At 64.9% G+C, this 19,668-nt stretch carries 22 protein-coding genes, 1 tRNA gene and 1 pseudogene; 9 read left to right on the forward strand and 15 right to left on the reverse strand.

Going from position 1 to position 19,668, the window contains the following annotated elements; genetic code table 11:
* Window positions 1-137: 137 nt before the first annotated feature.
* From XI03_RS18640 to XI03_RS18675, 8 genes are all read right to left on the reverse strand, one after another.
* On the reverse strand, window positions 138-1,106 hold the full coding sequence (locus tag XI03_RS18640; RefSeq protein ID WP_018316287.1) for an ABC transporter ATP-binding protein: 969 nt from the start codon (window positions 1,104-1,106) through the stop codon (window positions 138-140).
* A complete protein-coding gene (locus XI03_RS18645; protein WP_028139905.1) occupies window positions 1,103-2,098 on the reverse strand; it encodes an ABC transporter ATP-binding protein in 996 nt (331 codons plus the stop codon). Before XI03_RS18645 ends, XI03_RS18640 begins: the two co-directional genes overlap by 4 nt.
* Window positions 2,098-3,015, reverse strand: a complete 918-nt coding sequence (locus XI03_RS18650; protein ID WP_271592894.1) for an ABC transporter permease — start codon at window positions 3,013-3,015, stop codon at window positions 2,098-2,100. The genes XI03_RS18645 and XI03_RS18650 overlap by 1 nt, the downstream gene beginning before the upstream one ends.
* On the reverse strand, window positions 2,981-3,940 hold the full coding sequence (locus XI03_RS18655) for an ABC transporter permease (RefSeq protein WP_018316290.1): 960 nt from the start codon (window positions 3,938-3,940) through the stop codon (window positions 2,981-2,983). The genes XI03_RS18650 and XI03_RS18655 overlap by 35 nt, the downstream gene beginning before the upstream one ends.
* A 29-nt stretch (window positions 3,941-3,969) precedes the next feature.
* Entirely contained in the window at window positions 3,970-5,760 is a 1,791-nt protein-coding gene (locus tag XI03_RS18660; protein WP_271592895.1) for a peptide ABC transporter substrate-binding protein, read from the reverse strand.
* Between the two features lie 261 nt (window positions 5,761-6,021).
* The gene (locus tag XI03_RS18665; protein WP_212429382.1) at window positions 6,022-7,440 is read right to left on the reverse strand and encodes a M20 family metallopeptidase; all 1,419 of its coding nucleotides are present in this window, start codon (window positions 7,438-7,440) and stop codon (window positions 6,022-6,024) included.
* 153 nt (window positions 7,441-7,593) lie between these two features.
* Complete coding sequence (locus tag XI03_RS18670) at window positions 7,594-7,983, reverse strand: hypothetical protein (protein WP_049801875.1); 390 nt, start codon at window positions 7,981-7,983, stop codon at window positions 7,594-7,596.
* Window positions 7,980-8,594, reverse strand: coding sequence for a hypothetical protein (locus XI03_RS18675; protein ID WP_095425137.1), 615 nt, complete (start codon window positions 8,592-8,594; stop codon window positions 7,980-7,982). The genes XI03_RS18670 and XI03_RS18675 overlap by 4 nt, the downstream gene beginning before the upstream one ends.
* Before the next feature lie 238 nt (window positions 8,595-8,832).
* Here XI03_RS18675 and XI03_RS18680 point away from each other — a divergent pair, with 238 nt between their 5' ends.
* The 3 genes from XI03_RS18680 (at window position 8,833) to XI03_RS18690 (ending at window position 11,186) form a co-directional block, all read left to right on the forward strand.
* Window positions 8,833-9,804: a S1C family serine protease gene (locus XI03_RS18680; RefSeq protein ID WP_271592896.1), complete on the forward strand. Its 972-nt coding sequence runs from the start codon at window positions 8,833-8,835 to the stop codon at window positions 9,802-9,804.
* A gap of 22 nt (window positions 9,805-9,826) precedes the next feature.
* Window positions 9,827-10,897 (forward strand): phospholipase, encoded by a 1,071-nt coding sequence (locus XI03_RS18685; RefSeq protein ID WP_271592897.1) that lies wholly within the window; start codon window positions 9,827-9,829, stop codon window positions 10,895-10,897.
* A gap of 82 nt (window positions 10,898-10,979) precedes the next feature.
* Window positions 10,980-11,186, forward strand: coding sequence for a hypothetical protein (locus tag XI03_RS18690; RefSeq protein ID WP_008142940.1), 207 nt, complete (start codon window positions 10,980-10,982; stop codon window positions 11,184-11,186).
* Window positions 11,187-11,267: 81 nt separating this feature from the next.
* On the opposite strand, the gene XI03_RS18695 is transcribed toward XI03_RS18690, so the two are convergent.
* The 5 genes and pseudogenes from XI03_RS18695 to XI03_RS18715 form a co-directional block, all read right to left on the reverse strand.
* Window positions 11,268-11,927, reverse strand: coding sequence for a DsbA family protein (locus tag XI03_RS18695; RefSeq protein WP_271592898.1), 660 nt, complete (start codon window positions 11,925-11,927; stop codon window positions 11,268-11,270).
* 87 nt (window positions 11,928-12,014) lie between these two features.
* On the reverse strand, window positions 12,015-12,737 hold the full coding sequence (locus XI03_RS18700; protein ID WP_028139897.1) for an LrgB family protein: 723 nt from the start codon (window positions 12,735-12,737) through the stop codon (window positions 12,015-12,017).
* Window positions 12,734-13,118 (reverse strand): annotated as a pseudogene (locus XI03_RS18705) (CidA/LrgA family protein). Before XI03_RS18705 ends, XI03_RS18700 begins: the two are co-directional and overlap by 4 nt.
* 44 nt (window positions 13,119-13,162) lie before the next feature.
* Window positions 13,163-13,639: a PaaI family thioesterase gene (locus XI03_RS18710; RefSeq protein ID WP_028139895.1), complete on the reverse strand. Its 477-nt coding sequence runs from the start codon at window positions 13,637-13,639 to the stop codon at window positions 13,163-13,165.
* Between the two features lie 3 nt (window positions 13,640-13,642).
* Window positions 13,643-14,071 (reverse strand): acyl-CoA thioesterase, encoded by a 429-nt coding sequence (locus XI03_RS18715; RefSeq protein WP_028139894.1) that lies wholly within the window; start codon window positions 14,069-14,071, stop codon window positions 13,643-13,645.
* Between the two features lie 104 nt (window positions 14,072-14,175).
* Between XI03_RS18715 and XI03_RS18720 the strand changes: the two genes are divergently transcribed.
* A complete protein-coding gene (locus XI03_RS18720; RefSeq protein WP_038948550.1) occupies window positions 14,176-14,724 on the forward strand; it encodes a TetR/AcrR family transcriptional regulator in 549 nt (182 codons plus the stop codon).
* 107 nt (window positions 14,725-14,831) lie between these two features.
* On the opposite strand, the gene XI03_RS18725 is transcribed toward XI03_RS18720, so the two are convergent.
* Window positions 14,832-15,332 (reverse strand): hypothetical protein, encoded by a 501-nt coding sequence (locus tag XI03_RS18725; RefSeq protein WP_028139892.1) that lies wholly within the window; start codon window positions 15,330-15,332, stop codon window positions 14,832-14,834.
* 205 nt (window positions 15,333-15,537) lie between these two features.
* On the opposite strand from XI03_RS18725, the gene XI03_RS18730 reads away from it, so the two are divergent.
* A complete protein-coding gene (locus XI03_RS18730) occupies window positions 15,538-15,819 on the forward strand; it encodes a PsiF family protein (protein WP_271592899.1) in 282 nt (93 codons plus the stop codon).
* A 102-nt stretch (window positions 15,820-15,921) separates the two neighbouring features.
* Window positions 15,922-17,007 carry an AbrB family transcriptional regulator gene (locus XI03_RS18735; RefSeq protein ID WP_271592900.1) on the forward strand — a complete coding sequence of 362 codons (1,086 nt, stop codon included), beginning with the start codon at window positions 15,922-15,924 and terminating at the stop codon, window positions 17,005-17,007.
* 130 nt (window positions 17,008-17,137) lie between these two features.
* On the opposite strand, the gene XI03_RS18740 is transcribed toward XI03_RS18735, so the two are convergent.
* Complete coding sequence (locus XI03_RS18740; RefSeq protein ID WP_271592901.1) at window positions 17,138-17,677, reverse strand: disulfide bond formation protein B; 540 nt, start codon at window positions 17,675-17,677, stop codon at window positions 17,138-17,140.
* 157 nt (window positions 17,678-17,834) lie between these two features.
* Here XI03_RS18740 and XI03_RS18745 point away from each other — a divergent pair.
* The 3 genes from XI03_RS18745 to XI03_RS18755 all read left to right on the forward strand — a co-directional run bounded on the left by XI03_RS18745 (window position 17,835) and on the right by XI03_RS18755 (window position 19,557).
* Window positions 17,835-17,919, forward strand: a tRNA-Leu gene (locus XI03_RS18745).
* Window positions 17,920-18,097: 178 nt separating this feature from the next.
* Window positions 18,098-18,400 carry a hypothetical protein gene (locus tag XI03_RS18750; protein WP_038948566.1) on the forward strand — a complete coding sequence of 101 codons (303 nt, stop codon included), beginning with the start codon at window positions 18,098-18,100 and terminating at the stop codon, window positions 18,398-18,400.
* A gap of 929 nt (window positions 18,401-19,329) precedes the next feature.
* Window positions 19,330-19,557, forward strand: coding sequence for a hypothetical protein (locus tag XI03_RS18755; protein WP_038948568.1), 228 nt, complete (start codon window positions 19,330-19,332; stop codon window positions 19,555-19,557).
* The last annotated feature ends 111 nt before the right edge of the window (window positions 19,558-19,668 follow it).

The following is a 19,668-nucleotide window of genomic DNA, read 5'->3' on the forward strand; positions in this document are numbered from 1 at the left end:
CACCCGGGCTGGGCCATTCCTCACGGAACCAGGCCATTCTAATCCGGCGCGCTAATACAAGGGTGGGCAAAGGCGCGACAGCGCCGTGCCCACGTCTTCAGAATCGTGGGCACGCTTCCGCCTTCGCTTTCGGAGCCTCAGGCCAGATGACACGCCACGAAATGCCCGCCCGCCCCTTCCTTCAGCACGGGCGCGCTTTCCGCGCAGCGCGGCTGCGCGATCGGGCAGCGGGTGTGGAAGTGACAGCCCGACGGCGGCTTCATCGGGCTCGGCACGTCGCCCTTGAGGCGGATGCGCTCACGCTTGAGTTTTGGATCGGGCACCGGCACCGCCGACAGCAGCGCCCTGGTGTAGGGATGCTGCGGGTTGCGGTAGAGATCGCTCGCTTTCGCCAGCTCGACGATGCGGCCGAGATACATCACCGCGACGCGGTCGGAAATGTGCTCGACCACCGAGAGGTCGTGCGCGACGAAGAGATAAGTGAGGTTCAGCTCGGCCTGGAGGTCTTCCAGCAGATTGATGACCTGGGCCTGGATCGACACGTCGAGTGCCGAGACCGGCTCGTCGCAGACGATCAGCTTTGGCTCGACCGCCAGCGCGCGCGCGATCACGATGCGCTGGCGCTGGCCGCCGGAGAACTCGTGCGGATAGCGCCGCATATGCTCGGCCTTGAGCCCGACCTTGACCAGCAGGCCCGCCACGCGCTCCTCTCGCTCCTTGGCGGAGGTCGCCAGATTATGGATGGTGAAGGCTTCGCCGAGGATCGCGCCGACCGTCATGCGCGGATTGAGCGAGGCGAACGGATCCTGGAACACCAGCTGCATGTTGCGCCGCATCGCGCGCAGGTCGTTGCCGCCGAGGCTGCGCACGTCCTGGCCGTCGAAAGTGACCTCGCCGTCGGTCGGCTCGATCAGGCGCAGCACGCAGCGCCCCGTCGTCGACTTGCCGCAGCCGGATTCGCCGACGAGACCAAGCGTCTCGCCGCGATTGACCGAGAACGACACGCCATCGACCGCATAGACGGTGCCGACCTGGCGCGACAGCAGGCCGCCGAGCACGGGGAAGTGCTTCTTCAGGTTGGAGACTTGCAGCAAGGGTTCGCTCATGCCGCGCCTCCCAGATTTGTATCGCCGAGATGACAGGCCATGCGATGGCCGGGTGCGATCTCGCGCAGCAACGGCTCCTTCTCGGTGCAGACGTTCATGGCGAACTTGCAGCGCGGCGCAAAGCGGCAGCCGACCGGCGGATTGATCAGGATCGGCACCGAACCGCCGATCGCCTCGAGCCGCGTCTTGTGCTCGCTGTCGAGATCGATGCGCGGGATCGAGCGGATCAGCCCTTGCGTATAGGGGTGACCGGGATTGCCGAACAGATCGTCGACGAGCGCTTCCTCGACCACCTTGCCGGCATACATCACGACGACGCGCTGCGCGGTTTCGGCGACGACGCCCATGGCATGGGTGATCAGCATCACCGCCATGCCGAAGCGCTCCTTCATGTCCTGGAGCAGATCCAGGATCTGGGCCTGGATGGTGACGTCGAGCGCGGTAGTCGGCTCGTCGGCTATGATCAGCTTCGGCTTGCAGGCGAGTGCCATCGCGATCATCACGCGCTGGCGCATGCCGCCGGAGAACTGGTGCGGATAATTGTGCACGCGACCTTCGGCGTTGGGGATCTGCACCAGCTTCAGCATCTCGATGGTGCGATCGAGCGCCTGCTTCCTGGTCACGGCCTCGTGGCGGCGCAGGCTTTCGGCGATCTGCTCGCCGACGGTGAGCACCGGGTTGAGCGAGGTCATGGGCTCCTGGAAGATGAAGCCGATCTCCTTGGCCCTGATCTCGTCGAGCTCGTTGCTGGTCAGCGGCACGAGGTCGCGACCCTCGAAGATGATCTGACCCGCCGCGATGCGGCCCGGCGGCATCGCGATCAGCTTCAGGATCGACATCGCGGTGACGGTCTTGCCGCAGCCGGATTCGCCGACGACGCAGAGCGTCTCGCCCCGGTTGATGGAGATGTCGACGCCGTCGACGGCCTGGAGGATGCCGTCGTCCGTGGAGAAGTGGGTTTTCAGCCCTTTGATTTCGAGCAGCGGCGCCATCAGATCACCCGTCGCGCATCGAGCGCGTCGCGCAGACCGTCGCCGATGAAGTTGATGGCGACCACCGCGATGAAGATCGCGCCGCCCGGAAACAGCGCCCAGTGCGGGCCGATGTCGAGAAAGTCCTTGGCGTCATACAGCAGCCGGCCCCAGGTCGGCGTGTCGGGCGGAAAGCCGAGGCCGAGGAAGGACAGCGTCGATTCCGCGATGATGGCGGCGGCGACGTCGATGGTGCCGGCGATGATCACCGGACCGAGCGCATTGGGCAGGATGTGCTTCACCACCTGCCGCACCGGGCTGGCCCCGAGCGCCCGCGCGGCCTCGACGAACTCCTTCTCGCGGATCGACAGGAACTGGGCGCGCACGAGCCGCGCCACCGGCATCCAGCGCAGCCCCCCGATCACGAGCACGATCAGGATGAAGATGCCGCCCTCCGGACCGAACGCGGCCTTCAGGCCGTCGCGGAAGAGATAGATCAGCAGCAGCAGCAGCGGCAATTGCGGCAGCGACAGGAACAGATCGGTCAGCCACATCAGCCCGTGACCGAGCGCACCGCGCGACATGCCGGCGAGCGCGCCGATCAGCACACCGACGAAGACCGAGACCAGCATCGCGGCGAGGCCGACCGCGAGCGAGATGCGCCCGCCATAGATCATGCGGGCGAGGATGTCCTGCCCGAGATCGTCGGTGCCGAAGGGATGCGCCGGCGAGGGCCCCTGCATGCCCGCGACGATGTCGATGTCGTCGATCTTGACCCGCCAGACGAGGGGGCCGAGCACCACTGCCAGGATCAGAACGAGCAGCAGGAACGCGCTGACCACGGCAAGCTTGTGGCGGCTGTAGCGCCGCCACGTCTCGCGCCAGGGCGAGTAGACGCGCCGCTCAGCGGAGGGAGATGCGAGGGTCAAGCCAGCCATAAAGCACGTCCGCGATGAGATTGAACAGCACGACGAGACACGCAAAGACGAAGGTGACGGCCATCACCACCGGCGTGTCGTTGGAAAGGATGGAGGAGATCAGCAGCGAGCCGATGCCGGGAATGCGGAAGATCTGCTCGGTGACGATGGCTCCGCCGAACACCGCGGGCATCTGCAGCGCGATCAAGGTCACGACCGGAATCATGGCGTTGCGCATGACATGCTTGACGATGACCTTGGCCTGCCCGAGCCCCTTGGCGCGGGCGGTGGTGACATAGTCGAGCCGGATCACATCGAGCATCGCCGAGCGCACGAAACGCGTCATCGACGCCGCCTGGAACAGGCCGAGCACCGCCACCGGCATGATCGCCTGACGGATCATCTCCAGCACCCAGTGGATGCCGGTGCCCTTGATGTCGGTGGTGTAGACGAACGGCAGCCAGTCCAGCGTGACCGAGAAGATCAGGATGAACAGGATGCCGGTGAAGAACGTCGGCAGCGAGAAGCCGACGAACGCGAGCGTGTTGGCGATCTGGTCGAACAGCGAATAGGGCTTCGTGGCCGCATAGACGCCGACGGGAATCGCGATCAGCAGCGCCAGGATCTGCGCCGAGCCGATCACGTAGAGCGTGGCCGGCAGGCGCTGGAGGATGAGCGTGTCGACGTTCATCCGGCTGACGAAGGAGAAGCCCCAGTCGCCGTGCAGCATGGCGTTGAGCCAGTGCAGGTAGCGAAGGTGGATCGGATCGTCGAGGCCGAACTTGGCCCGAAGCGCCGCCTGCACTTCCGGCGGCACGTTCGGATTGGTCGCGAGTTCGGAGAACGGATCGCCAGGCGCAAGCGCGAGCACGACAAACAGCACGACCGAGATTCCGAGCAGGCTCGGAATCGCGATCATCAGGCGACGCAGGACGTATTGGCTCATGAGGGAAGGCCCCGTCTAGAGTTGGGGGATCATTCCTCGCGGTACCAGTCGAACAGATTGTCGGTTTCGTTGGCCCAGCCGGACACGACCGGGCGCAGATTGTTGGCCGCCGCCTCGACCTTTAGGCGATGCTGCACCGGGATGAACACCGTGTCTTCCCACATCAGATCGTTGGCCTTGATGTAGAGCGCCGCGCGCTTGACCGGGTCCATTTCCATGTCGGCCGCGTTGATCGCGGCGTCATAGTCCTTGTTGACCCAGCGCGGGAAGTTCGTGCCCTGCCACTTGTTCTCCTTGGTCGCGGTGCTGGTGGAGAGGTAGCGGCGCATGTGCTGCGACGGATCCGGCTGGCTGAGCGGGATCTGGAACATCTCGATGTCGGCGTAGAACTTCGGATAGGTGTCGGGGTTGGCGACGTCGGAGGAGAAGAACACCGATGCCACCACCGACTTCAGCTCGACCTCGATGCCGGCCTTCTGACAGGCCTGCTTGACGATGGCCTGGGTCTTCTGGCGCGGACCATTGATCGAGGTCTGGTACAGGATCTTCAGCTTCTTGCCGTCCTTCTCGCGGATGCCGTCGGCACCAGGCTTCCAGCCGGCGTCGTCGAGCATCTTGGCGGCCTTCTCGATGTTGAATTCCCAGGATGTGTTCTTGGAAACAAACTTCTCCGGGCCGTTGAGGAAGTTGGAGGTGGTGCGGCCGGCGCGGCCGTAGATCGCCTTCTTGACGGACTCGCGGTCGACCAGCAGGGACAGCGCCTTGCGCACGACAGGGTCCGAGAACAGCGGATGCTTGGTCTTCATCGACGAACGCTCGCCGTCGACCTCGACGTTCGGGTCGGTGAAATTGAGCGCGATGAATTCGGTGTCGCCGCCCACGGCATACACTGTCTTGCCCTTGCCGCCTTTCTCCAGACGCAGCAGCACGTCATCCTCGACCTGGATGTTCCAGCCGAAATCATATTCGCCGGTCTGGATCACCGCACGCGCGGCCGAGACGGCGTCACCGCCGCCCTTCATCTCGATCGTATCGAAGTAGGGCCGGTTGGCCATGTGATAGTCGGGATTGATCACGCCGCGGATGAGATCGCCCGGCTTGAACTCGACGAATTTGTAGGGACCGGTCCCGACTGGAGAGAGGTTGGTCGGCGCTTCCCGTGACTTGCTGCCCGTGTAGTCGGCAAACAGGTGCTTGGGGAGAATGGTGTTCGGGGCTCCGACAAAGGCGTCCGCCCAGAACGGTGTCGGCTTCGGGAAAGTGATCTTGACCGTGAGATCGTCGATCTTCTCGACAGTGATGTCGCGATAGCTTGCGATGGTCACGGCCGCCGTCGCGGGATCCTTGATATACTGCCAAGTGAAGACAATGTCGTCGGCCGTGAACGGCTTGCCGTCATGCCACTTCACGCCGGGCTTCAGCTTCCACGTCACCGACTTGCCGTCGGCGGTGAGCAGGCCGTTCTGGATCGAGGGAATTTCGGTCGCCAGCACCAGCTTCATGTTGCCGTCCGGATCCCAGCAGGCGAGCGGTTCGTAGAACAGGCGCGAGCCGTCCTGATCCTTGGTGCCGGTGGCGAAATGCGGATTGAGCAAGGTCGGGCCCTGCCACCACAGCAGCTTCAGCGCACCACCGCCGCCACGCTTGGTCGGCTTGTAGGTCGAGGCACCCTCGGCCATGGCGACGCCGCCGAGCGCGAGGATCTGGTTGGCCAGCGGGGCGGTGAGACCGACCGCGGCCATGCGCGTGATGAAAGCGCGGCGATCCATCCGCCCATCCTTCACCTCGCCGATCATCGAACGCAGTTCTTTATCCAGCATGGTTGTCCCCCGTCTGGTTCCCATAGTGATGAGGACGGCCGTGAAAGCTGGCCGCCCAATTGGCTGGCAGTAGATGGCACACCGAATGGGGGGCGCGTCAACTGGGACCGTGTGTATGCAAACGGTCTTCTGGCTGTCTGTTGGGCAAAACTGCGTTCTGCAGCCCATCCGTTCGGCAATCCAGCATCAAAACATGCTGGATTGCACGCTGCACTGCGGAAAATTTGTTCGCAGCATCAGACGAAGTGTGGAGGCGAAATTCTATGCGACGGACATGTCGAGCGGTGGCTCGACGTGATCCGGCAGCGGGCAGACATACGGCGTCTTGGCCGTCCGCTTCTTCAGGTCGGCCTTGGCCGCCTTGATCAGTTCCGGATCTGTCAGCGCCTTGATGCCGAGACCGGCCATCGCCTTGGCGGCTTGCACCATGGCCTTGTGGGCATGCGGGCTCTTGCCTTGCGCCACCACCTGCCAGGTGTGGAACGGCGTGCCGATTGCAACCGTGGGGGCGTGAACCTGCACGGTCGGCACCACCCAGCTGACGTCGCCGACGTCGGTCGAGCCGACCAGCGGGTTGCGCTTGGCATCGAGCGGGACCAGGAAGTCGGCCAGCGGCCGATCGGTCTGCTCCATGCCGATCGCGTAATAGACCGACGCGATATCCTTGTCGCTCAAGGTCGCGCGGATCTGGCTGGCAAAACCCTTGTCGGCATCGTCGAAATGCGGCGGTCCGAGCTCTTCCATGACCCGGTGCAGCGCCTGCTCCAGCGGCGTGTTCGGCAGGATGTTGGAGACCGCGGAGATGATCTTCATCTCGACCTTGGTCTCGGTCATCAGCGCCGCGCCCTCGGCGATCTTGCTCACACGTCCGACCAGCTCATTCATGCCGGGAAGGTCACGGGCGCGGATCGAATAGCGCACCCGCGCATGGGCCTGGACCACGTTGGGCGCAATGCCGCCGGTGTCGAGCAGCGCGTAATGCACCCGCGCATCGCTCGGCATGTGCTCACGCATGTAGTTCACGCCGACATTCATCAATTCCACCGCATCGAGCGCGGAACGGCCGAGATGCGGCGAGGCCGCGGCATGCGAAGTGCGGCCGGTGAAGATGAAGTCCGCGCGCGTGTTGGCGAGCGACGGCGTCACCGCGACCTCCCAGAAGCTGTGCGGATGCCAGGTGATGGCGATGTCGGCGTCCTCGAACGCGCCGGAGCGCACCATGAAGGCCTTTGCCGCGCCGCCTTCTTCGGCCGGGCAGCCATAATAGCGCACGCGGCCGGGCATCTTGTTTTCGGCAAGCCAGTCCTTCACCGCGGTCGCGGCGAGCAGCGCGGCGGAACCGAGCAGATTGTGACCACAGCCATGGCCGTGCCCGCCGGCTTCGATCGGACGATGCTCGGCGACACCCGCTTCCTGGCTGAGACCGGGCAGCGCGTCATATTCGCCCATGAAGGCGATGATCGGACCGCCCTCGCCCCACTCGCCCATCACCGCGGTCGGAATGCCGGCGACGTTCTCGGTGATGCGGAAGCCCTGATGACGCAGCTCGGCGAGATGCTCGGCGGCGGACCGCGCCTCGGTGTAGCACACCTCGGGCATGCCCCACACCTTGTCGCTGAGGTCGATGAAACGCGCCTTGATCGTGTCGATGCCACGCCAGATGTCGCTGCGGTTGTCCATGCTTCGATCCGTGATCTCTCTTGGTCAAACGAAGCGGCAATGGTTAGCAGCTTCATGGTACGGCGCCTAGCAGCGGCAGGGACACCAGCCATGCGGCCCGGCAGGGTCTCACAGCACGACCCAAGGCGACTGGCCGCACAAATCATGGCGTGACTACATTCTCGGCCTCGACAGCGCGTCTTTACTCACGAACAGGAGGCGTCGCCGGAAGGCCGTCGGACTCTCGGCAACCAGCACCCCCTTCAGAGATTGTAGACCGCCCGCGAAGAAGGGCTCGCGAAGCCCATTACCGTGAACCTCGGTCCATTCCGGTATCTGTAATCCGTAAACGCGCGCAAGGTGCTCCGCCACGGCCGCCGTATAGGCGTCGTGCACAGCGTCGATGGAAGCGGGTCGTTCTTCGATGGCCTGCTGTCGTGCGTTCGGGTTCATGTAGAACCAATCGAGAAATTCGCGGAGCGACGGATCGAACTTCTGCTCGCCAGCCTGTACGCGGCGAACGACGTCACTCAGCGTTGCGGGCTTCTTGCCGAACAGGTTCATGGTTGGCTCGACGGAGGCATGCGATCACCTTCGGGCCCAGTCTCGAGATTTGAGAAAATCTCCTCGAGACCCAATCGGGTCTTGGGCTGAAGCGCATTCTGCGGATAGAATTTTTCGACCAACGTGAGTGCATCCTGGCTAGTCTTGATGCCTATCGCGTGGGCGAGGAGCTTGATGTCGTCAATGTCCGAGTTCGTTTCGACACCGCCGACACGCATCGCGCGGCACTTCATGGCAAACAAGTATTCCGGTCTGGCGGTATAGACGCGCAGGCCCGGCTGATCCTCGGTGGGGTAGGTCTTGAATAGAGCCTTCACGTCAGGATCCGCGTCTCTCTTGCTCAGCCACCCCTTCACACCGTCGTTCAACCAGTTTTCGTCCCAGCCGAACTCCTCCGCCATCTCGGTCGCAAGTCGCTTGATGAAATCCTTGTTTCCTTCAAACACCGCATCGACGTCTCCGGTGTTGATCTGACGATTCAAGGTCAGCAGGAGGGCCGATCCGCCGTAGACGACGATTTCGACGGTGCGGCCTGCGGCGAAGGCCCTGCGGCCCAGCTCGGCCAGTGCATTTTCCAAAGTTAGCCGATCGAAGTTCTTGTCATCGCTCATGGCTTGTTCCACAGACGGCGAACGATACGCTTGCCACTCTGGGTCGACAACGTCTTTTCGCGCGGACACCAGGACCTACAGGGCGCGATCGGTCCAGAATTTCTGCATTTCCCGACCGACAAAGGCATGGCGGTCTTTAAAGGCGGGCGTTTGCGGCTTAGATTGTCTTTGATTTAGCGCGGCGCTTCTCGTGCGCGAGAGGTGTGTCAAAGCGCCAAGGAAAGACCAGGAGAACTCCATGCCCGCGTTGACCGAATGGAGAGTGCCGCCGGCCAATCAGCCGCGTGCGAGCGACTACGGCTTCGATCTCGACCGCGCGCTCGCGTCCGTCGTCGGCCTGCACGCTATCGTCCCGCCGGACGCCTTCAGCGCCGAGACGCTGGGCACCGAACGCGCCGGCAACGGCGTCGTGATCGATCACGGACTGGTGCTCACCATCGGCTATCTCATCACCGAAGCGGAATCGGTGTGGCTGCACCTCAGCGATGGGCGGGTGGTCGAAGGCCACGCGCTCGGTTTCGATTCCGAAACCGGCTTCGGCCTGGTGCAAGCCCTCGGTGAGCTCGACGTCGAACCGTTGCCGCTCGGCAACTCGGCGGAAACCCGGATCGGCGACCGCGTCGTGGTCGGGGGCGCCGGCGGTCGCACGCGCTCGGTCGCGAGCCAGATCGTGGCCAAGCAGGAATTCGCCGGCTATTGGGAATATCTGCTGGACGAAGCCGTCTTCACCTATCCTGCGCATCCGAACTGGGGCGGCACGGCGCTGCTCAACGAGCGCGGCGAGCTGATCGGCATCGGCTCGCTTCAGCTGGAACGCGAGCGCGACGGCAAGGCCGAGCACGTCAACATGGTCGTGCCGATCGACCTCTTGAAGCCGATCCTGGACGATCTGCGCAAGTTCGGTCGGGTCAACAAGCCGGCGCGGCCCTGGCTCGGGCTCTACTCGACCGAGATCGACAACCGCGTGGTCGTGATCGGGATCTCCCCCAACGGTCCTGCCGCGCGCGCCGAGCTCAAGACCGACGATATCATCCTCGCCGTGAACGGGGACAAGGTCACGAGCCAGACCGCCTTCTACAAGAAGATGTGGGCACTCGGCGCCGCCGGCGTCGACGTGCCGCTGACCGTGCACCACCAAGGCGTCACCTTCGACGTCACGGTGACCTCCACCGATCGCTTCAAGCTCTTGAAGGCGCCGAAGCTGCATTGATCCCACGCTGAAGGAAGCCGCGATGAGCGAGGCCGTGATCGACGACATCGTGGCCGTGCTGCCGCCGCTGCTCAATGCGCTGGAAGCGCTCGGCTTCTTCCAACGCCATCTGCATCCGCCGGCGTTCGCTACCGTGATGAACGCGATCGGCGCACCGGATGAGGCGCTGCAAGCGGCACACGCGGCTAATGGAGAGTGGCCAGAGCAGTTCGCGGGCCTCCGCGAGCGGCTCGATCGCGCCTGCGGCGAGACGCTCGCCGCCTTTGCCGGAATCCGCGAGGTCGAGCGCGGCAATGGCGATCTCGTCGCCGTCTTCCGCGCGCTGCGCCACGTGCCGCGCGCGCAGGAGGCGCTTTATCCCCTGGCGATGCAGTTTCCTCCCGTAAGCAGCTTCTTCCTCAACACCGCCAATCGCGAAAATGCGGATCTGTTGTGGCGGCTCGAAGTCGGCGCGAACGAAAATACTGGCATCTTCCACGATCACAACGAACCCGGCAGCCGCGGCGGCTTCTCGGTCTATGTGCCTGAGTACTATACGCCCGAACGCGCCATGCCGCTGGTGATGGCGCTGCATGGCGGCAGCGGCAACGGACGCGGTTTCCTGTGGAGCTGGCTGCGCGACACCCGCAGCCTTGGCGCGATCCTGGTGACGCCCACCGCGACCGGTCCGACCTGGGCGCTGATGGGCGACGATGCCGATACGCCCAATCTCATGCGTATCCTCGAAACCGTGCGCGGCCGCTGGAGCATCGACGCCTCGCGCATGCTGCTGACCGGCATGAGCGACGGCGGCACCTTCAGCTACGTCAGCGGCCTCGAGGGCGCCTCGCCCTTCACCCATCTGGCGCCGGTCTCCGCAACCTTCCATCCGCTGATGGCGGAGATGGCGGACGCCGCGCGCTTGCAAGGTCTGCCCATCTTCATCACCCACGGCAAGCTCGACTGGATGTTTCCGGTGCAGACCGCGCGCCAGACCCAGGCCGCGCTCGCAGCGGCTGGCGCTGATGTCACCTATCGCGAGATCGACGACCTCAGCCACACCTATCCGCGCGAGATCAACGCGGAGCTGGTGCAGTGGCTGAATGGAAAATGAACAACCTGTCCTTAGATGCGCCGCATGGCCGCGGAACCATCGCGCCGTGCCGACGTTATCGGCGCGTCACCGGAGGTTCGCTATGAGGACGTTTTTTGGGATGATTTTGGGCGCCCTGCTGCTTGCCGGCGGCGTCTACGTCTACGACTCCATGCAGACCTCATCCGTCGCCAATGGCGAGGTCGCGACGAGCAATCGCACCATCGTGAACTGGGATGTCGCGAAGGCCGACTGGGACGCGCTGCGCGACCGCGCGCACAAGGACTGGGTCCGGATCTCGTCGAAGTAACCGACGCCGTATCATGAACGAGGCGCCGTCGCGAGCTCCGCGGCGGCGCCTTTGTGTTGGCCGCGACCGACGCTGCGCGCCTCAGTTCATCTTGGCCTTGCGCGCATCGGCGATGACCTGCTCGAACTCGGTCATGCTGAGCACGCCGGGGACGCGGTACTTGCCGACGATGAAGGACGGGGTGCCGCTGAAACCGAAGGCTTCGGCCTGCTCGTTGTTGCGCTTGAGCAGCGCGTCGATGTCGCTGCCATGGCCGGCGAGATCGCGCTTCAGGCGGTCCATGTCGACGCCGGCGGCCGCCAGCAGCTCGTTGATGCGCGGCTCGGTCAGGCGCGAAGAGACGCCCATCAAGGCGTCATGGGCCTGATGGTATTTGTCCTGGAATTTTGCCGCGAGAGCGGTCCGCGCCGCCGTCACCGAGACCGGCCCGAGGATCGGCCAATCCTTCATCACCAGCCGCACCTTGCCGTCGTCCTGGACGACCTGGCGCAGCTCAGGCTCTAGCTTGCGGCAATAGGGGCAATTGTAGTCGGACCATTCGACGATGGTGACGTTGCCGTTGGGATTGCCGGCGACGGGCGTGTCGGGATCGCGCAGCACCTTGGCTTCGGTCAGCACCTCGTTGTCGTCGGTCGCCGCACGCGCCGAGGCGATCCTGCTCATTGCAAGGGCTCCCGCCCCGATCAGCGTCAGCGCCGCGCGTCGCGTCGGCGCGAGGCCCTTAGTCCCAGATCCAGCCATATCTCGTCCCGTTTCGGTCCCATCTCCCTGAATACGGTTCGGGACCGGGAATTGTTACTCGTCATATAGAGTGTCGCGGCGGCGATGTCATCGCACCAGCAGCGTGACCGCCAGGGGGACCAGGAACGAGGTCACCAAGGCGTTGAGACTCATGGCGATGCCGGAGAAGACGCCGGCAAGCTCGTCGACCTGGAACGCACGCGCGGTGCCGATGCCATGCGCGGCAAGGCCGGCGGCGAAGCCGCGCGCCCGGTAATCGGTGACGCCGGTGCGGTTCATCAGCGGCGTCACGATGATCGCGCCCATGATGCCGGTGAGGATCACCGCCACCGCCGCCAGCGAGGGATCGGCGTGCAGGGATTCGGCGATGCCCATGGCGACCCCGGCGGTGACCGATTTCGGCGCCAGCGACAGCACCACGTCGCGCGGCAGGCCGGCGAGCTCGGCCAGCAGCACCACCGACACCACCGCCGTGACCGATCCCGCGAGCAGCGCCACCAGCATCGGCACGATGGATGACACGACGCGCCTGCGGTTCTCATAGAGCGGCACCGCGAGCGCGACGGTGGCGGGCCCCAGCAGGAAGTGCACGAACTGCGCGCCGGCGAAATAGCTCGTATAGGACGTGCCGGTTGCGAGCAGGAACGCGCCGATGATCCACATCGCGTGCAGCACGGGATTGGCGAGCGGATGGCGCCGCGTCGCCAGCGACACCGCATCCGTCGCGGCATAGACCAGCAGCGTCACGGTCAGCCACAGCAGCGGCGACTGCGAGAGATAGACCCAGAGCGAGAACGGATTGTCGCTCATCGCGCGTCCTGCTGCTTCAACAGGCGGCTGACGAGGCGGAAGGTCAGCACCGTCGCGAGCAGCGTGACGACCACGGAGAGCGCAAGCACGAGGACGATGGCGATGCCATGGGAGGCGAGCAGGTCGAGCTTCTGCACGACGCCGACGCCGGCCGGCACGAACAACAGCGACAGATGTGCCAGCAGGCCCTTGCTTGCCGTTTCCACGCCGTCGTTGCGCAGCGGCCCGTATGCAAGCGCTGCGAAGCGATCGCGGGCGAGCAGCAGGATCAAGGAGCAGCAGCAGGCCGAGCACAGGTCCCGGCAAGGGTAGCCCGAGGCCGCGCACGACGGCTTCGCCGATCAATTGGCACAGCAGGATGAGGCCGAGACTCGCAAGCATGACCGTCGCATCAAGAGATGCGCCGACAGGCTTGTCAATCGCAGCTATGCATGAGACGTGCGCGGCTCGTGCGAAGCAGCAATGCGCGGCAGCATCGCCATCAACGTCCCGGTCATCGTGGCGATCAGCGTGGTGTTGCCCTCGTGCTCGGCAAACGCCCTGGCCTCGCAGAACGTGAGCGTGCGGCCGGGCTTGACCACCTCCGCCCTGAACACGAACCGTTCGCCGCGAGCGGGTGCCAGCAGGGTCGTCTTGAACTCGACGGTGAGGATGTCAGCCTCCCTTGGCATCAGGGTAAAGGCGGCAACGCCGCAGGCGTTGTCGAGCCCTGCCGTGATGATGCCGGCATGGACAAAACCGTTCTGCTGCGTGAGATCAGGCGAATGCAGCATCGCCAGCTCGGCCTCGCCCGGTGCAAGGCGGACGATCACGATGCCGAGCGTGTGCATCGCCGGCTGGCCGTCGAACATTGCGATCGCCGCCGCGCGATAGCCCGGGTTCTTCGGCTCGAACGCGGCCATGGTTCAGGCCTCGGCCGGATCGGCGAGATGGCGCAGAGCGATCTCCCGGATGGCATCCGCGAACGGCGCCGATTTGCGCTGGCTCCGATCCATGTGCACGCCGGTGATCTCGCAAGTTGCGGCGATCTCGCCGGTCTCGGCATTCGTCATGTCGTGCCGGAAGCGGATCGACTTGTCGCGGACCTCGAGCAGATGGCTGCGGACCTCGACGATGTCGCCGGCGAGCAGCTCGCGCCTGTAGGCGATGTTCTGCTGCACGGCGGCCATGCCGCGGCCGGAGGAGCGCAAATAGCTCGGCGTCAAGCCGAGGCGGGCGAACAGATTCCAGTTGGCTTCGTCGAATTTGCCGACATACCACATGATGTTCATATGGCCGACATGGTCGCATTGCCACGGATAGACCGTGCCGCGATAGGTCGCCTCCTGCTCCATCGCCATTCCGCCCTCGTTGTTTATTGATCTTGATACGGTAGCGTATCAGGCACGAGACGCGTTAGCAATACGGCACCGTATCAAGAGTTCGAGAGGCTTCTTTCATGAGCGACGGCAAGGGCGATGTCTGGGTCGAGGCGGGGTTTGCCGAGCTCGCCCGCTCGGGGGTCGAGGGTGTCAGGGTCGAGGTGCTCGCCAAGAATCTCGGCGTCACCAAGGGCGGCTTCTATCGGCGCTTCGCCGACCGCGCCGCGCTGCTCGAAGCCATGCTGCAGCGCTGGCGCGAGGGGCGGGCCGCGTCGATCGCGCAGCAGACGCGCCTCGATGGCCAACACCCCCGCGAACGGCTGAAGGCGGTGATCCAGCTCTACTCCGAGCGGCTCAATCCGGAAGCCATGGCGATCGAGCTCGCGATCCGGCAATGGGCCCGCTCCGACGAGAACGCCGCGGCCGCCGTGGCGAGCGTGGACGCAGCGCGGCTCAAGCACGTGGCCGAGCTTTATCGCGCGACCGGGCTTGCGCCCGAGGAGGCCGAGGCGCAGGCCTTCCTGTTCTACTGCTTCATCTTCGGCCAGAGCCTGTTGTTCGTCGAGCGCGGGCCGCGCAAGCGGTCGCAACTGGTGGCGAAATCGGCCGAGAAGCTGCTCAACTAGAGCATGATCCGGAAAAGTGTGCAGCGGTTTTCCGAAAGATCGTGCTCAAACTAAAATTTAAGCAGAAAGGCCGGAGCGCTGCTCCGGCCTTCGCATCAGCTCGAAGCTCAGGCGGCGCCCTTCAGCTTCTTGTTGCATTCGCTGTAGTAGCCGCCGCCCTTCTGGATCCACTTCATGCCGCCGTTGCCGTTGGTGGTCTTGTTGGCGTTGTACTGGTCGACGCAGGTGTGCAGGCGCCCCTTGCCCGGGGTCTCCTTGGCATATTTCGGATCGATCGCGTTCGGATAGATCGCGGGTCCCGCCGGCAGGGTCGGCGCGGCGGCGGGGGCCGCCTCCTTCTTGGCCTGCTTCGGCTCGGCGGGAGCGGCGGGCGCAGCCGCGGTCGGTGCGGGAGCAGCCGGTGCTGCAGCAGCCGGCGTTGCATCCGCGCCGCACTGGGCCTTGCGGAAGTCATTCCACTTCATGGTGCCGAGCGAGCCGTCCTTCTTGGCCGCCTGGTATTTGGCGCTGCACTCCTGCGACGTCAGCGCCTGCGCTGGCGCCGATACCGCCAACGCAGCAAATCCCGACAACGCAATCGCGCACAGCATTTTTGATTGAATGGTCATCCTCAGGTCTCCTCCTTGGTCTTCCCCCGAGGGGAAGTGAAACAAGACTTGCTATCCTAGCGTGCCGGCCATTCGCGACAAGGAAGCGATGGCTCCCGGCCGCCAAAATATAGTAACGACGCCGTTCAGATTATTCATGTCGCGTTCAGCAACGCGAGCCGACGTTCGCAGCCCTTCGCAATTCTCGCCAGAAGAGTGCAACACCATGACCCTCGCCTCTCGCCTCGCCGCTGTCGCCCTCGCCTCCCTGCTCGCCGGCGGCACCGCCTTCGCGCAGACCGCCGCGCCGGCGGCCAAGACCGATACGAAGACCGACACCGCCACGGCCGACAAGAAGGCCCCGAAGGAGCGTTCGGCCGAGTCGCTCGAATGCTCCAAGCAGGCCGACGCCAAGGGCCTGCACGGCAAGGAGCGCAAGAAATTCCGCTCCGAATGCATCAAGACCGCCAAGGCGGGCACCGCCGCGCCGGCTGCCGACAAGAAGTAGGCCTCCGACACGATCTTCCGCGAGCTTCTCGCGAGAGGCGCGCGCATTGCGGCATGACGAGCCTGCAATTGTGCGCCTCTCGCTGATTTGCGATAAGGTGGCGTGAAGCAAATCGCCGCCTCCCTGTCGTTTGAATGGCCGAGCCGTGCCAAGATCTTGAGCACGGCGGAGACGCTCGCCATCGGCACCGCCGGCGGCCTTGTGTTTCTCCTCGCCGGCCTTCCCGGCGGGCTGATCTCCGGCTCGATGATCGCGGTCGGGATTGCCGCGATCGCCGGGCGCCAGCTCGCGCTGCCGCCGCTCCTGACCCAGACCGTGCTGGTGCTGCTCGGGATTTCGCTGGGCTCGGTGGTCTCGCGCCATCTGCTTCAGCAGGCCGGCGCATACCCCCTCACCATCGGGCTGCTTGCACTGGCGACGTTCTGCTCGACCTTCGGCTCGAGCTATTACCTCCAGCGCATCCATGGCTGGGACCGCACCTCGGCCTTCCTGGCCGGCAGCCCCGGCGCGCTGTCGCAGATCACGATCCTGGCGGTCGAGCGCGGCGCCGACCTGCCGGGCATCGCGGTGGTGCAGACCATGCGCGTCATCATCCTCACCGCGGCCTTGCCGATGGTGCTTGCATTTGCGGGCGTCGCCCCCTCCGCCGCGCCGTCGCTGGCGACGGCGATCGCCTCGCCGCTCGATCTCGTGGAGCTGGTCGCGGCCTCGCTGGCCATGGCGCTGGTCCTGCGCCTGATCAGGTTTCCGGCGAGCTGGATGTTCGGCGCCATGATCGCCTCCAGCGTGCTGCATGGCGCCGGCTGGGTCGAGGGCGGCCTGCCGGACTGGGTGCGCGGTGTGGCGCTGGTTGGCATCGGCGCGCTGATCGGCAGCCGTTTCGCGCGGATGCGCATCAAGACGCTCGCCGGTCACATCAACGCGGCACTGGGCTCGTTCACGGTCGCGATCGCGGTCTCCGCCGTTTTCGTCGGCATCGTCGCGCTGACCACGCAGGTCAAGTTCTCCGATGTCGTGGTCGCCTTCGCGCCGGGCGCGATGGACGCCATGTTGGCGCTGGCGCTGACCTTGCACATCGACCCGATCTTCGTCGGGGCCCACCACCTGTCGCGTTTCGTGTTCGTGACGATCGCAACGCCGGGCATCGTGCATCTGTTCGGGCGCACGCAGGACGATGTGGATGATTGATGGAGCCGAACTCTCGTAGGGTGGGCAAAGGCGCACTAGCGCCGTGCCCACGTTCTCTTTCGCCCTTATCACTACGAGATGGTGGGCACGGCGCGCGAAGGGCGCCTTCGCCCACCCTACGGCAGCTTGCCTAGCCTCTCGCCGTCTTCGCAAATCCCCACGCGGCAATCGCGGCCATCACGAGCGAGATCAGCACGTTGTAGCCGGCGAGCGAGAGGCCGAGGAAGCGCCACTGCACCTCGTCGCAGCGCACCACCTTCACGGTGTCGAGCTTTGAAAAGAGATCGCCGGCATTGCCGAGGTTGACGACGGGACCGGAGCAATCGGTCGGCCCTTTCCAAAAACCCCATTCGACGCCGGAATGGTAGGTGCCGAGACCGGCATTGGCGAGCGTCGCCAGCGCGAGGATCGCGAGCCCCGCCAGCAGCAGCGGCCGCGGCGCTCCGCTCCGCGCCGCCAGCGCCGTGAGCGCACCGAGCGGAATCGCGAGGTAATAGGCGTAGCGCTGCTCCAGGCAGAGCGGACAGGGCAGGATCTCCAGCACGAGCTGGAAGAACCAGGCACCCGCGATGGTCGCCGCGGCAATCAGCGTGATGAGCAGCGAAGCCGTCAGCGCAGAGCCGCTGGCAGCCGGCTTGAACGCAGGTATGGCGGCACTCTGGGTCGTCACGGCAGCCTCTTTCCGATAGGTCGCGCCCTTAAGCCTCTAGCCCCGGTCCATGCGGCTGTCGAGAACGGCTGACATCACTTTGGCGCGGGTTGACCCCGCTTTGTCCATGGCTATAGTCCGCCGGCTTCGCGACGCTCCCTTCAAGGGCCGACCGAGGGCCCCTGTGGCGGAACTGGTAGACGCGCTCGACTCAAAATCGAGTTCCGCAAGGAGTGCTGGTTCGATTCCGGCCAGGGGCACCACGCTTCGCCCTTCGGGCTTCGCGTGGCGCGGCTACGCTAGACTGAAAGACGAAGCGTGTCCGGCGTAGCCTCTTGGCGAAGACGGACTCTCTCGGCAAGCTCCGCTCCCTCACCCTAGCCATCCCCGCATCTCCACTGTATAAACCGGTAGCTTCTTCCGTCACTCGAAGGAGCTCATATGAACGACCTGCACGCGTGGCTTTCGCAGCAACACCACGGTTTGCGGACCTTCCAGACCTTTCAGCAGAAGCTCGAGACGCTCGGCCAGCACGATCCCGCCCAGCGCGGCCTGTGCCGCCTGCTCAGCGGTGTCGTCGGCAGCTATATCGAGGCCTTTGACGAGGCCCCGCTGCCGGTCGACATTGCCGAAATCGCCTATCGGCGCCTGCTGACGCTGGTCGAAAGCCTCGATCTGCACGGAAACGCCGCTCGCCGGCTCGCCGACATCAACCGCGTGGCGACCTGCGAGTTGTGGCGGTGATCGGCAGGACCAGCGTGCCCACTTCAATTTCTGGATAACAGGACACGCCGCTTCGCCCTCGCGACGCATGACGCCCGAGTCCTGTGCTTCTCTCGACGCCCCTTCCTGAGGAAAGGGCGCAGGGAAGGCCGGGCGCCGGCTGGCACCCGCGGTCCGCTGCGCGCAAATTGCGAAGACAAATGCACAGCGGCATACAGGGCAGCCCAGGACATCCCGGCCTTTCCCTGCGCAGTGGTTTGACGGCTTATGGCGCGCTCTCCCCGGGGAGCGATGCACTATTGCCCCCGTCGCCTTGCGGATGGCTGATGCGCACGCCCGGTCGGGCAGCTCACATCACCGCAAGCCTTGACGCACAGACCCCGGGCGTCAGGACGACACGCTTTTGCCGTACGCGGACCGCACCGGTCGTGTGCGCGCTGCTCAACCGCTCACGGGCCAAGCCCGCCCTGCGATTGCTGGCGCGCCGATGCGCTCCCCGTCCACCGCCACCCGGCCCGCGCATCGTGACGATCGCGAAACGCCCCTTATCCTTGGGCCAGGATGAGGAACACATACGATATTCCGAATTTCGGTCAAGCAGAATTTTTGGATCGCGGCCCGGGACCCAGAGGTGACACATTCCAACGCCGCGACATGGGCCCCGGCTCTGCAGCGCACCGCTGAAGTAGCGCTGCGCTGCGCGCCGGGGCACGAGAGAGAGAGAGGCACGCTCTCTCCCGTCACTGCGAGCGCCTCGTCCGCCGAAGCTCGAAGAGCGAAGGCGGAAGCGAAGCAATCCAGGAATGCATCCGCGGAAGCAGTCTGGATTGCTTCGTCGCAAGAGCTCCTCGCAATGACGAGGAGGAGAGATTACGCGTCTGGAGGCGTTCGACTTCGCCGCGCCAGTTCCTATATCCTGTGGCAACCGATCTGATGCAGCGGACAGTTTGATGGCCAGGACACGCAGGACGGACGCCGACGATCTCCCCCGCTATTTCGTCTGGGTCCGGGGGCTCGAGGGCCCCGAGCCGCAGAAATGGATGGCGATGGATTTCGGCGTCGGCGACTGGAAGCGGCCGCTGGTGCTGGCCTATCTGGAGCTGCCGGCGGACGAGCGGGATCTGTCGCTATCGCTGTTGGCGCGGCGCTACCCGCCGCCGCGGGTGGATCTCTCGTAACGGCGTCAGCACATCCAGCACAAAGCCGTCGCCACGGAGACAACGACCGCCGGAAGCAGCGCCAGTGGATCGCCGCTGCCATTCAGCGACGACCCGACACGGCGGGGCGGC

Source organism: Bradyrhizobium sp. CCBAU 65884 (assembly GCF_028128835.1).
Classification (GTDB): Bacteria; Pseudomonadota; Alphaproteobacteria; order Rhizobiales; family Xanthobacteraceae; genus Bradyrhizobium; species Bradyrhizobium ottawaense.